This is a genomic window from Stenotrophomonas genospecies 3 (assembly GCF_054473855.1).
Map to the genome: position 1 here is coordinate 186,382 of NZ_JBTMUR010000004.1, position 13,004 is coordinate 199,385.

At 65.7% G+C, this 13,004-nt stretch carries 9 protein-coding genes; 2 read left to right on the forward strand and 7 right to left on the reverse strand.

Annotated features, from left to right (window positions below; translation table 11 throughout):
* Nucleotides 1-9: 9 nt before the first annotated feature.
* Genes ACX9OT_RS07405 through ACX9OT_RS07420 form a run of 4 tightly spaced genes read right to left on the reverse strand, consistent with a single transcriptional unit; the run spans nucleotide 10 to nucleotide 5,369 of the window.
* A complete protein-coding gene (locus ACX9OT_RS07405; RefSeq protein ID WP_277778857.1) occupies nucleotides 10-717 on the reverse strand; it encodes a DUF4159 domain-containing protein in 708 nt (235 codons plus the stop codon).
* On the reverse strand, nucleotides 717-2,051 hold the full coding sequence (locus ACX9OT_RS07410; RefSeq protein WP_019336350.1) for a TldD/PmbA family protein: 1,335 nt from the start codon (nucleotides 2,049-2,051) through the stop codon (nucleotides 717-719). Before ACX9OT_RS07410 ends, ACX9OT_RS07405 begins: the two co-directional genes overlap by 1 nt.
* Nucleotides 2,052-2,072: 21 nt before the next feature.
* On the reverse strand, nucleotides 2,073-3,707 hold the full coding sequence (locus ACX9OT_RS07415) for a TldD/PmbA family protein (RefSeq protein ID WP_277778856.1): 1,635 nt from the start codon (nucleotides 3,705-3,707) through the stop codon (nucleotides 2,073-2,075).
* 30 nt (nucleotides 3,708-3,737) lie between these two features.
* Nucleotides 3,738-5,369, reverse strand: a complete 1,632-nt coding sequence (locus ACX9OT_RS07420; RefSeq protein WP_277778855.1) for a TldD/PmbA family protein — start codon at nucleotides 5,367-5,369, stop codon at nucleotides 3,738-3,740.
* Nucleotides 5,370-6,143: 774 nt separating this feature from the next.
* Between ACX9OT_RS07420 and ACX9OT_RS07425 the strand changes: the two genes are divergently transcribed.
* The gene (locus tag ACX9OT_RS07425; protein ID WP_049462868.1) at nucleotides 6,144-6,758 is read left to right on the forward strand and encodes a DUF938 domain-containing protein; all 615 of its coding nucleotides are present in this window, start codon (nucleotides 6,144-6,146) and stop codon (nucleotides 6,756-6,758) included.
* Here ACX9OT_RS07425 and ACX9OT_RS07430 read toward each other — a convergent pair whose 3' ends face one another.
* From ACX9OT_RS07430 to ACX9OT_RS07440, 3 genes are all read right to left on the reverse strand, one after another.
* Complete coding sequence (locus tag ACX9OT_RS07430; RefSeq protein ID WP_049462867.1) at nucleotides 6,759-8,081, reverse strand: type II toxin-antitoxin system HipA family toxin; 1,323 nt, start codon at nucleotides 8,079-8,081, stop codon at nucleotides 6,759-6,761.
* 3 nt (nucleotides 8,082-8,084) lie between these two features.
* Nucleotides 8,085-8,342, reverse strand: a complete 258-nt coding sequence (locus ACX9OT_RS07435; protein WP_004134030.1) for a helix-turn-helix domain-containing protein — start codon at nucleotides 8,340-8,342, stop codon at nucleotides 8,085-8,087.
* A gap of 157 nt (nucleotides 8,343-8,499) precedes the next feature.
* Nucleotides 8,500-12,186, reverse strand: a complete 3,687-nt coding sequence (locus ACX9OT_RS07440) for an indolepyruvate ferredoxin oxidoreductase family protein (RefSeq protein ID WP_049462866.1) — start codon at nucleotides 12,184-12,186, stop codon at nucleotides 8,500-8,502.
* Between the two features lie 168 nt (nucleotides 12,187-12,354).
* Here ACX9OT_RS07440 and ACX9OT_RS07445 point away from each other — a divergent pair, with 168 nt between their 5' ends.
* Nucleotides 12,355-12,990, forward strand: coding sequence for a tetratricopeptide repeat protein (locus ACX9OT_RS07445; protein ID WP_032128715.1), 636 nt, complete (start codon nucleotides 12,355-12,357; stop codon nucleotides 12,988-12,990).
* The last annotated feature ends 14 nt before the right edge of the window (nucleotides 12,991-13,004 follow it).

Sequence of the window (13,004 nt, forward strand, 5' to 3'; positions counted from 1 at the left end):
CAGGTCCTATCAATTGTTCAACGCGTACATCACGATGTTGACGCCGAAGCGGGTGTTGTCTTCGGCCAGGAAGCGCTTGTTGCGCCAGTCGTAGTCCCACTCGCAGCCGTAGTCCTTGTTGCTGTAGAGCAGGCTCAGGCGGCCATCGACCTCGATGCCCTTCAGATAGTCGTGCACCAGGTCATCTCCCCAGCCGTTGAGTTCGAAGCTGGTGGCGGGCGGGCCATCGGGGAAGCGGAAGAAGCTGCGGTACAGCGGGTGGCTGTTGGGCAGCTTCTGCAGTGCCTTGGGACCAAACAGGCGACCCATCTGCGCCTCGAACGAGGTGGCGAACAGGCCATCGATATCATGATTGCAGTCGTCGACGAAGACGAAGCCGCCATTGCGCACGTAGCGCACGAAGTTCTGCCGCTCGGCGGCATTGAACTCCACCAGTGTGTGCCCGGCCAGGTAGCAGAACGGCGCTTCCAGCATGCGCGGGTCGGCCAGCGCCACCACGTGTTCCTGCGGGTCCACGCGCAGCGAGGTGTAGTCGATCAGCGAGGTGATCAGGTTGGACGGCATGCGCGCATCCACATCCCAGTCGCCGGAGTCGTACTGCAGGCGGGTGAACCAGAAGTCGTAGCGCGAACTGCGCGGGCCTGACTGCGCCAAGGCCGGCAACGCCGCCGCCGAAGCGGCAGCGGCCAACCAGCGCAGGCAGGCCCGGCGATCCATCAGACGGCGTCGGACAGCGAGGTGAAGGTGAAATCGCGCAGCTTCATCGGCGGGATCATCATCACGTAGCTGGATTCATCACCGGCCACGCGCACCGGCTTACCCAGCTCTTCGATGTTGTTGAGCATGATCACCGGCGATTCGTTGAAGCGGAAGTTCTTCACCGGGTGCTTGATCTGGCCGTTCTCGATGTAGAAGGTGCCGTCGCGGGTGAGGCCGGTCAGCAGCACGGTCTGCGGATCGACCATGCGGATGTACCAGGTACGGGTGACCAGGATGCCCTTCTGGGTGCCGCGCACCAGCTCGGCGGTGCTCTTGTCGCCACCGCTCATCAGCAGGTTGCCCGGCGTTGCCTTGGCGGTCTTGCCCTGCTTCTGCGCCCAGAAGCGCGAGTAGTCCAGGTTGGCGATCTTGCCGTTCTCGATGATGGCCATGCGCTCGCGTGGCATGCCTTCGCCGTCCCACGGCAGCACCGGTGCGTCCGGATGCCACGGATCGGCAATCATGGTCACGCGCGGGTCGTAGACCTGCTCGCCCAGCTTGTTGCCGCCGCCCTTCTTCGACAGGAAGCTGCGGCCTTCATCGGCCGAGCGTGCGCTGAAGAAGTTCATCATGAAGCTGATCAGGCCCGCGGCCGCGGCCGGTTCCAGGATCACCGTGTACTTGCCCGGCTCCAGCGCCTTGGCTTCGGCCGATTCGGTGGCCTTGCGCATGGCGATGCGGATGTCCTGGTCAGCCTTGAAGTCGGCGGCATCCTTCAGGTTGCGGCCGACCCAGCCCGAACCGCGGCCATCTTCGGTGCGCACGGTGCAGGTGTAATCGAAGTTGGTGGTGCGCTGGTAGGCGAAGTTGCCGTTGCTGTTAGCGGTGGCCTGGAAGCCCTGGCCGTCTTCGAGGAAGCCAGCGGCGATCAGGCCGTGGCCACGGCAAGGAGCGATCGAATCGGCGGCGACCTTGGCGCGGAAGGCCGGATCGATGGCAGCGGTGGATTCGCTGAAGGTCGGGCTGGCGCGGTAGCTCTGCTTGCCGATGGCCGGCATGAACTCCGGGTTCTCCGGCGCCAGCCGGGCCAGATCCTCGGCACGACGCACCACGCGTTCCAGCGCGGCATCGTCGAACTCGTTGATCGAGGCCGTGCCGACGCGCTTGCCGAAGGCGACGGTGACTGCCAGTTCGGTGTTGTCGACGATGCCGCTGGTGGAGACATTGTTCAGCGCGAAACGGATGTTGCCGCTGATCGCGCCGGCCAGCACGGCGGTGCATTCGTCGGCCTTGGACAGGGCGATGACCTTGTCGAGGATGGCCTTGGCCTGGGCTTCGGTGAAGATACTCATGGTGTAAGGGCTCCTGACCGGTCAGCCGAGGCTGCGTGCGGTGTTGATGACGTTGATGCCGTTGAAACGCGCGGTCGACGAACCGTGCGAGACCGCCGAGACCTGGCCCGGCTGGCCCTTGCCGTCGAAGAACGAACCGCCCAGGCGGTAGTCGCGCTCGTCGGCGACGGCGGTGCAGGCATTCCAGAACTCCGGCGTGCGGATCTGGTAGGCCACGTCTTCCAGCATGCGGGTGATCTGGCCGTTCTTGATCTCGTAGAACAGCTGGCCGCCGAACTGCGCGTTGTAGCGCTGCTGGTCGATCGAGAACGAACCATCACCGATGATGTAGATGCCGTTCTCCACGTCCTTGATCAGGTCCGGCACGCTCAGCGGCTTCTTGCCCGGTGCCATCGACACGTTGGCCATGCGCTGGAACTGCACGCTGGACCACGAGTCGGCGTAGCAGCAGCCGTCGGACTCGGTCTTGCCGAGGATGTGGGCCTGGTCGCGGATGGTCTGGTAATCCACCAGTTTGCCGTTGCTGATCAGGTCCCAGCGCTTGCACTTCACGCCTTCATCGTCGTACGCCACCGCACCGAGGCTGCCCGGCTGGGTCTTGTCGGCGAAGATGTTGACCAGCTCGCTGCCGTACTGGAAATGCTGCTCGCGCTTGTCCAGGGTGGCGAAGCTGGTGCCGGCGTAGTTGGCTTCGTAGCCGAGCACACGGTCCAGCTCCAGCGGGTGGCCGATCGACTCATGGATGGTCAGCCAGGTGTGCGACGGGTCGAGCACCAGATCGTACTTGCCTGGCTTCACCGACGGGGCCTTCAGCTTTTCCTGTGCCTGCTTGGCGGCGGCGATGGCATCTTCCTTCATGTTGTAGGAAGAGCTGTAGTTGACCACGCCATTCGGGCTGACCACCTTGCCGGCAGCCGCGCCGTCCAGATACTCGTAGCCCAGGCCCATCGGCGAGGACAGGCCTTCGCGGGTACGGAACTTGCCGCTGGACTTGTCGATGGCGGTGATCGTCATCGGTGCCCAGATGCGGTGCACGTCCTGGTCGATATAGGAACCATCGGTGGAGGCGAAGTACTTCTGCTCGTTGACCAGGAACAGCATCGAGTTGACGAAGCTGGCACCGGCGCCCATCGCCGCAGCGTTGACGTCCAGCAGCAGGCCGACCTTGTCCTTGATCGGCACTTCCATCGCATTCTTGCGGATAGGCGTGCGCCAGCTCACCTCACCCACGCCCGGCGCCTTGGCCAGCTGTACCGGTGCGGTCTGCACGCCGGCATTGGCCTTGGCGATTGCTGCGGCCTGCTGCGCGGCCTTGGCTACATCGGCCGTACCCAGCGCATTGGTGGCGGCGAAGCCCCAGGCACCGTTGACGATCACGCGGATGCCCACGCCGGTGGACTCGGTGTTCACCACGTTCTGCACCTTGTCCTCGCGGGTGATCACGAACTGGCGCAGGTAGCGGCCGATGCGCACGTCGCAGTAGGTGGCACCGGCCTGGCGGGCAGCGGCCAGCGCCGCATCGGCCAGGCGCTTCTTCAGCCCCATGTCCAGCGTGCTCTGCAGTTGTTCGGCGGCAATCGCCTTGCCGAAGAAGGAGGGCACGATCAGCCCGCCCGCGGTAAGCCCGGTCAGGGCCAGGAAGTCACGTCTTTGCAAGGCTGCTCTCCATGTCGAAGGATGGGTGGCTCAAGCGCCGAGACTGCGCGCGGTGTTGATGATGTTGATGCCGTTGAAGCGGGTGGTGGACGAACCGTGCGAGACCGCCGAGACCTGGCCGGGCTGGCCCTTGCCGTCGAAGAACGAACCACCCAGGCGGAAGTCACGCTCGTCGCAGATCGCAGTGCAGGCATTCCAGAATTCCGGCGTACGGATCTGGTAGGCCGCATCCTCGACCATGCCGGCGATCTTTCCGTCCTTGATCTGGTAGTACAGTTGGCCGCCGAACTGCGCGTTGTAGCGCTGCTGGTCGATCGAATACGACCCGCGGCCGTGGATGTAGATGCCGTTCTCCACGTCCTTGATCATGTCCTCGACGCTGAGTGGCTTTTTGCCAGGTGCCAGCGAGACATTGGCCATGCGCTGGAACTGCACGCTGGACCAGGAATCGGCGTAACTGCAGCCGTGCGAGGCGTTGCGGCCGAGGATGTGGGCCTCATCGCGGGTGGCCTGGTAATCGACCAGGATGCCGTCGCGCACCAGATCCCAGCGCTGGGTCTTGACGCCTTCGTCGTCGTAGCCGACCGCACCGAGGCTGCCCGGTTGGGTCTTGTCGGCGAAGAAGGTGACGATGTCGCTGCCCCAGCGGAAACCGGCATCGCGCTTGTCCAGCGTGGCGAAGCTGGTGCCGGCGTAGTTGGCTTCGTAGCCGAGCACGCGGTCCAGCTCCAGCGGGTGGCCAACGTTCTCGTGGATGGTCAGGAACAGGTTGGACGGGTCCAGCACCAGGTCGTACTTGCCCGGCTTCACCGACGGCGCCTTCAGCTTCTCGCGCGCGTGGCGGGCGGCGGCGATGGCGTCCTCGACCGGGTCGTAGGAATCGCGGTAGGCGGTGATGCCCCCGGGCAGCTGCACCTTGCCGCGCGCATCGCCATCGAGGAACTCGTAGCCCATGCCCATCGGCGAGGACAGCCCGGCACGGGTGCGGAACCTGCCGCTGGCCTTGTCGATGGCGGTGGCAGTGAACGGCAGCCAGATGCGGTGGATGTCCTGGTCGATGAACGAGCCGTCGCTGGAGGCGAAGTACTTCTGTTCATTGACCAGGAACAGGGTGGAATTGATGTAGTCGGCGCCCGCATTCAGCGCGGCGGCGTTGAGCGCCAGCAGCAGCTCGACCTTGTCCTGGATCGGCACCGCCATCGCGTTCCTGCGCACCGGGGTCTGCCAGTGCACCTCGCCCACCGACGGCGTCGGTGCCAGCTGCACCGGCCGGGTCTGGATGCCGGCGTTGGCGCGGGCGATCGCTGCGGCCTGCTCGACCGCCGCGCGCACGGCAGCCTCGGTCTGCTGGTGGGTAGCGGCAAAGCCCCAGGCGCCGTTGACGATCACCCGCACGCCGATACCGGACGATTCGCGGTTGGTCACATTGCCGACCTGGTGCTCGCGGGTGATGACCGACTGGTTGAGATAGCGGCCGATGCGCACGTCGCAGTAGCTGGCCTTGGCTGTGCGTGCGGCGGCGAGCGCAACGTCCGCCAGGCGTCTGCGCTGGGCGGTATCGACCGGGGCGAGCAGCTGCTCGGCGGCGATGGCACGGGAATGCGGCAGCAGCAGGCCCGCCAGGCCCAGACCGGAAAAAGCCAGGAACTCACGTCGTTGCACAGCGTTTCTCTCTCTCGCTTGCGTGCGGTTGGCAACGGGCCGGACCGATCACGTCAACTCCTCGACTTTCGCCAGCGCGGGGCGTGGGGACAAGTGACTGCAGTCATGGTTGGGTGGGTTTCGGCAGGGCTTGCAGCCCTGCACCTGCTCAATGCAACGGCAACGGCAACGGCCAAAGCCAGAGCGGCATTCCGTGGGTTGGTGGGGCGGTGTCGGACTGCGGGGACGCCGCAAGTACGTCCCTGTAGGCTTGGCAGCCGCATCCATGCGGCTGACACCCCGCAATCCGACACCGCCCCACCTTCGACGGGTTCACTCGGCTGTTGGTAGGTGTCGACCTTGGTCGACACGTCTGTCAGATATCGAAATGCATCCGGGGTCAGAGCCGTTCTCCTGCGGAAAACGGATCTGACCCCAAGAGCCCTTCCGACAGACCGCAGAAAACTGTCGAAGGCGGGGTGGGTCCGGTTGCGGGGGCGTGAGCGCCATGGATGGCGCGACCGAGCCTCCATGGGTGAGGGCGCTTTGCTTGCGAAGCACCGCTTCGCAAGCGCCCGAACGCACAGCCGCCAGCGGCTGGGCCGGACCCCGGAGGGGGATTCACGGCGTCCCCCGCAACCGGACCCACCCCGCCATCCCCCAGGAAGCCCGCTGTTGCAGTTGCTTTGGCTGTTGCTGTTGCTGTTGCTCCGGCTCCTGCGGGTGCAGGGCTGCAAGCCCTGCAGACACCCCCTCGTGCACAATGGGGCCGACCCCGCCTGGACACCGTCCCTGATGTCGAGCAAGCCGTATTCAGAAGCCTGCGAGCGCAACCGCGAACCCATCGCCACCGCACTCGACCCGTGGATGGGCGACCGCCATCGGCTGCTGGAGATCGGCAGTGGCACCGGCCAGCACGCGGCGTTCTTCGCCGAGCGCTGGCCCTGGCTGCGCTGGCAGCCCAGCGATCATCCGGACCATCTGCCCGGCATCGAGGCCTGGCGCGCGGAGGCGGCGTTGCTGAATCTGCTGCCGCCGGTGGCACTGCAGGTGGAACTCCCCCCGGCGCCGGGCCTGTCGTTGCCCGAGGGCAGCACGTTCGATGCCGCATTCAGTGCCAACACGTTGCACATCATGGGCTGGGAGCATGTGCAGGCGCTGTTCGCCGCGCTGCCGTCGGTGCTGCGGCATGGTGCGCTGCTGGCGGTGTACGGCCCGTTCAACTACGGCGGTCGCTACACCAGCGACAGCAACGCGCAGTTCGATGCCTGGCTGAAGGCGCGTGATCCACGCAGCGGCATCCGCGATGTGGAAGCGGTGCAGGCGCTGGCGGCGGACAACGGCTTCACCCGCCTGGGTGATGTGGCGATGCCGGCCAACAACCGGTTGCTGCTGTGGCGGCTGGGGTGATCAGGCGTCCGGCGACATGCTGGAAAGGCGTGCCGCCGCAGCGCGCAGCCCGTTGAAAATGGGTTCGGACACGTTTACGGGGAAATCACTTGGGAGCTGACGCGCGACCTGCTCGATGGCGGGTTCGACGGCTGCGATCAGCGCTTCGATCCACGGCTCCGCACCATCAGCGACACCACAGGCGCGTGCGGTTTCGTTCCAATGGCGTCGTCGCACAAGGTGCAGCTTCCGGTGGCGATTCTTGCCCTGGACGGACATGGCGAGCTGTGCATTCCGCGGGTCGAGCTGGTTTGGCCCCCTACCCAGGATGGGATGCACCGACAATACGTCGTAGACGGGTGTCAGGCGGAAGCGTCCACCGGCTTCGAGGTAAACACTGAAGTTCTTGGCATGTCCATCGGTTGCAGCCAACATCCAGAAAAGAATCTGCGTCTTGAAGAAGGTCGCCCGATCCTCGAAATGCTCGGATTGTCGAAGCAGATCCATGATGGTCACGATGCCTGGGCCGCCATCGGATTCATACTTCCTGGCAGCGGGCAGACCGAAGACCTGGCACATGTCTTCCTGCGGCAGCCGCAGCCACCACCGGCGATCCGCAGAAAGGCGGCGGTCGAATCGCTCCACAATAAGCGCGCGTTCGTCCTTGAAGCGTCCCATCTGCGTATTCGCAACGGGGATTCCAAAGGCGGAAAGCAGTTGCATGCACAGCCATTCGTTCTCGACGGATTGGTGCATGTCCGCCCGCATGTTGCCCACAATGCCAAGCGGCAGCTTGAAGATATGGGTGGATGGGGTACTGCCGGTGGGAATGCACCACTGGCCAGCATGCAGCAGAAGTCCCGTCTTCTCCTGCGCACCGGCGATGGATATGCGGAACGCATCATCACTGGTGGGTGCGCCAGGTAGATTCCCTGCCGTCACCTGACGCAGGATCGCAGCGACGCCTGATTCGTCCAACGCTTCGCACGTAATCTGCTGGATGTCCCCCGGTGTATGCGAAAGCGGCAGCAGTTGCACTGCGCCGACGCAATCCCGGCCAATGGCTTCGAGAAGATCGAATGTGTCGCTGCTGCGCGTGGAGAACCTGTCGCGGATCCGGTTGCGGATGACGGCGTTGTCGGGAAGAAGGTTGTCGAAGTAGTTGTTGACGACATCGCCCCGATGGCTCTCACCCTCCGGGAGCAGGGGCAGTGAGAGTGACAACGGCCGGGACTGGGCGGAGCTGATCCACGAGTCGACGTACGAAAGCCGGGAAGAGCCGCTCCGGACATCATCCCAGAGCGCGACCTCGACACCATTCATCCAGACCCGCAACGTACCCATGGCTCACCACTCCAACGTTGACGTTGTCTCCGGGGGGCTTCGCTGCTGCAATCTGACTTCCAGACCCAGCACTGCCCAGACCCGCATCAGCCGTTCGAAGCTTGCCGATGCCGGGTCGCGCTCCAATGCGCCTACTGCCTGGCGGCTTATGCCGAGCTGTGCCGCCAACTGCGCCTGGCTCAGGCCCGCCTGGCGCCTGAACGCACGCATCAGCGGTGCCAGTTGTTGAGGTGTCCTCACCGTGTGCAGCGGCCTGTCCATATCGGCAGTCCCCTAGAAAGTGACCGTACGCGAACGTGTACGCAAAGGATAGGTTGCATTACGACAAGCAACCTATCTCTTTCCTTCGCTGGAGGCAACCTATCGATTGCTATCTCAATATGCAATCAATAGGTTGCTTTCGTGCCGTCCGCGGTGCTCAAGCCACCTGCACGATGTGCAGCGCCTTTGGGTTCCGCCACTGCGCCAGCAGGGCGGCTTCGCGCGCCTTGGCCTGCTCGAAATGCGCTTCCTTGACGTGGCCGAAGCCGCGGATGTGCTCGGGCACGCTGGCGATTTCCACCGCCAGCGCCAGGCGGTCGTCATCCAGGCCGTCCAGCAGCAGCTGCACGGTGGCCTCGTAATCGCCGATCAGCTTGCGCTCCATGCGGCGTTCCTCGGTGCGGCCGAACACATCAAGCCGGCCGCCGCGAAGGAACTTCAGCTTGGCCAGCAGGCCGAAGGCCTTGAACATCCACGGGCCGTATTCCTTCTTCAGCAACCGGCCCTGCTCGTCCTTCTTGGCGAACAGCGGCGGTGCCAGGTGGAAGCGCAGCTGGTAATCGCCCTCGAACTGCTGCTGCAGGCGGCGCTGGAAGTCGCCACTGGTATACAGGCGGGCCACTTCGTACTCGTCCTTGTAGGCCATCAGCTTGAACAGGTAACGGGCTACGGTCTCGGTCAGCGCGGTGGAACCGCCGATGCGGTCGGCTTCGGCGGCGCGCACGCGCTCGACCAGGCTGCGGTAGCGGTTGGCGTAGGCAGCGTCCTGGTACTCGACCAGGAACGCGGCGCGGCGCTCGATCATTTCATCCAGCGAGCGCGACAGGCGCGCGTCGTCCAGCGGCAGGAATGCCACGTCGCCACCGTGCGAGGGCAGGCCACGCAGTTCGCGTTCGTCGCCGGTGTTGCGCGGTGCGGCGGTGGCACCCCATTCGTTGCCCTCCCACTCGCCCGGCGGCAGCGGGTGCAGCGGGCCCGGAGTGGATTCGGTATCGGTGTGGCGGTTGCGCACCAGGCCGGCGGCCTGCTGCACGGCCTGCGGGTCGACCACGGCCAGGCGGCCCCAGGCGAAGGCCTGCTGGTTCATCGCCACGGCCGCACCGTTGAGCTCGATGGCGCGCATCAGCGACTCGAACGACAGCGGCACCAGGCCCTGCTGCCACGCATAGCCGAGGATGAACAGGTTGGCGGCGATCGCATCGCCCAGCAGCGCGGTGGCCAGCTGGGTGGCATCCAGCAGCAACGGCTCCTGGCCGCCCAGCGCCACGCGCACACCGGCCACGATGTCGGCGGCGGGGAACTGCATGTCCGGGCGGGTGGTGAAGGTGCCGGGCATTGCTTCGTAGGTGTTCAGCACCACCTGCGAACGGCCGGCACGCACCTTCGATAGTGCCCAGTAATCGTTCACCACCACCATGTCGCAGCCCACCACCAGGTCGGCTTCGCCGGCGGCGATGCGCACGGCGTGGATGTCTTCAGGGCGACGGGCAATGCGGATATGCGTGGTCACCGCGCCGCCCTTCTGTGCCAGGCCGGTCTGATCGAGCACGGTCGCACCCTTGCCTTCCAGGTGGCCGGCCATGCCCAGCAGCGCGCCGATGGTCACCACGCCGGTACCGCCGACGCCGGTGATCAGGATGTTCCAGGGCTGTTCGAGGGTGCCGCGGATGGCCGGTGCCGGCAGGTTGTCCAGCAGGGTGGAAGCATCGCGCTTGCTGCCCTTGCGCGGCTGGCCACCGTGCACGGTGACGAAGCTCGGGCAGAAACCGTTCACGCAGGAATAGTCCTTGTTGCAGTTGGACTGGTCGATCTCGCGCTTGCGCCCGAACTCGGTTTCCTTCGGCAGTACCGACACGCAGAAGCTCTTCTTGCCGCAGTCGCCACAGCCTTCACAGACCAGCGAATTGATCAGCACGCGCTTCTGCGGATCTTCCAGCTTGCCGCGCTTGCGGCGGCGGCGCTTCTCGGTGGCGCAGGTCTGTTCGTAGATCAGGATCGAAACACCCTTCACCTCGCGCAGGCGCTTCTGCACCTCATCCAGCTCGCTGCGGTCGTGGAACTCGACGTCGCTGGGGAAGTGCTCGCGCTGGCCGGTCCACTTGCCGATGTTGTCCGACAGCACCACGATGGTGTGGATGCCTTCGGCGCGCATCTGCTTTGCGATGTCGGGCACGCTCAGCGGGCCGTCCACCGGCTGGCCACCGGTCATCGCCACCGCGTCGTTGTAGAGGATCTTGTAGGTGATGTTGACGCCGGCGGCGACCGCCTGGCGGATCGCCAGCGAGCCACTGTGGAAATAGGTGCCGTCGCCCAGATTCTGGAATACGTGCGGGGTGTCGGTGAACGGCGCCTGCCCGGCCCAGGTCACGCCTTCGCCGCCCATGTGGGTGAAGGTGTCGGTGCTGCGGTCCATCCAGGTCACCATGTAGTGGCAACCGATGCCGGCCAGCGCCCGCGAGCCTTCCGGCACCTGGGTAGAGGTGTTGTGCGGGCAGCCCGAGCAGTAGTGCGGTACGCGCGGGAAGCTGGCGCGCGGCAACGCAAGCTCGGCTTCCTTCTCCTGCATCCACTGCAGGCGCTGCTCGATCGATTCGTTGTTGAAGAACTTCTGGATGCGGCGACCGATCACGCCGGCGATGGTGGCCGGCGTCAGCTCACCGGTGGACGGCAGGATCCATTCGCCGCTTTCATCGTACTTGCCGACGATGGACGGGCGCTGGCCCCAGCTGGCCGGCCAGTTGAAGAACTGTTCCTTCATCTGGCGCTCGATGAAGGCACGCTTCTCCTCCACCACGATGATGTCTTCCAGGCCCTGCGCGAAGCGCGCGATGCCCTGCGGTTCCAGCGGCCAGGTCATGCCGACCTTGTACACGCGGATGCCGATGTCGGCGCACGCGGCTTCGTCCAGGCCCAGGTACTCCAGCGCCTGCAGCACGTCCAGGTAGCTCTTGCCGGTGGTGACGATGCCCAGCCGCGCGCGCGGCGCATCCATCACCACCTTGTCGATGCCGTTGGCGCGGGCAAAGGCCTGTGCGGCCTTCACCGCATAGCGGTGCAGGCGCATTTCCTGGTCCAGCGGCGGGTCTGGCCAGCGGATGTTGAGGCCACCCGACGGCATCTCGAAGTCTTCCGGCAGCACGATGCGGCGCGCCATCGGATCGACCTGCACCGACGCCGACGATTCCACCGTCTCGGCGATCGTCTTGAAGCCGACCCAGCGGCCGGTATAGCGGCTCATCGCCCAGCCCAGCAGGCCCATGTCGAGGATGTCCTGCACGCCGGCCGGGTTCAGCACCGGCATCATCGCGCTGACGAACTCGTCCTCGCTGCCGTGCGGCAGCGTCGAACTGCGGCAGGCATGGTCATCGGCGGCCAGTGCCAGCACGCCACCGTAGCGCGAGGTGCCGGCGGCATTGGCGTGCTTGAACACGTCGCCGCAGCGGTCCACGCCCGGGCCCTTGCCGTACCACATGCCGAACACGCCCTGCACGTTGGCGCCGGGGAACAGGTTGGTCTGCTGCGTGCCCCACACCATGGTGGCGCCCAGGTCCTCGTTCAGGCCCGGGGTGAACTTCACCTTGGCTGCTTCAAGGTGCTTGCGCGCGCGCCATAGCTCCAGGTCGAAGCCACCCAGCGGGCTGCCACGGTAGCCGCTGACAAAGCCGGCGCTGTCGATGCCTTCGGCGGCGTCGCGCAGCCGCTGCATCAGCGGCAGCCGCACCAGCGCCTGCACGCCACTCAGATAGATCCGCCCCTCGCTGCGGGTGTACTTGTGGTCGAGCGTGTAATCACGGTCGAGCAGGTCGGCGGACGAGGGCGAAGTGAGTTGCGCGGTACTGGTCATGGCTGGCCCGGTAGGATCGGCTGGCACCGGCCGCGTGCAGGCACGCGGCGGGAAAGGCGCGAATTGTAGCAGCGGGGCCGCGAGGCCCCGGCACTCGCGCCCGCGGCGGTGCTGGGGTTAGGATCGGGGAGAGAGAGGGAGGCTGCAGTTGCGGCCTGGGGAGAAGGGATGTCAGTTCCAGGAAAGATCCTGGCCAGCGTGCTGCTGGCCTCGGGAGTGGCCACTGCGTGGGCCGCGCCGGCCGTGCCGGCACCACAGGAGTTCTACTTCGACAACGACCTGGCGGCAACGCCGATGGTGGCGGTGCAGGGCGAGGGCGATGAGCTGGTGGCCCAGCTGGTCAAGCTGCGTGAGCGCGGCCGCCGCGCGGTGGAAGCGACGGTGCAGCTGGCCTCGGTGGCCGGCGCGCAGGGCCGTGGCGAGCTGGCCGAGCAGCTGTATGGCGAGGCGATGAAGGAGGCGCCGGCACAGAGCAGCAGCGGCCGCAGCGTGCGCTGGAACTACGGTTGGGACCTGCTGCGCCAGGGCAAGCCGGAGGCGGCGCTGGAACAGTGGCTGGTATCAGCCAGCAACGCCCGTACGAAGCCCACCTGGGTGCCACCGACCTATGCGTTGGCATTGTGGCGGATGGGGCAGAAGCAGGAGGCGGTGCAGTGGTATGCGGCTGCGGTACGCACCGAGCCGACGCAGTGGAGTACCACGGCCAACTATGGGCAGCTGCTGCCGCAGTGGCGTGAGGATGAGCGCGCGTCGCTGGCCGAGGTGCAGCAGGCCTGGGCGGCCGCACCACCTGCCTGGCCCTGAGGGAAGGGGTTCGG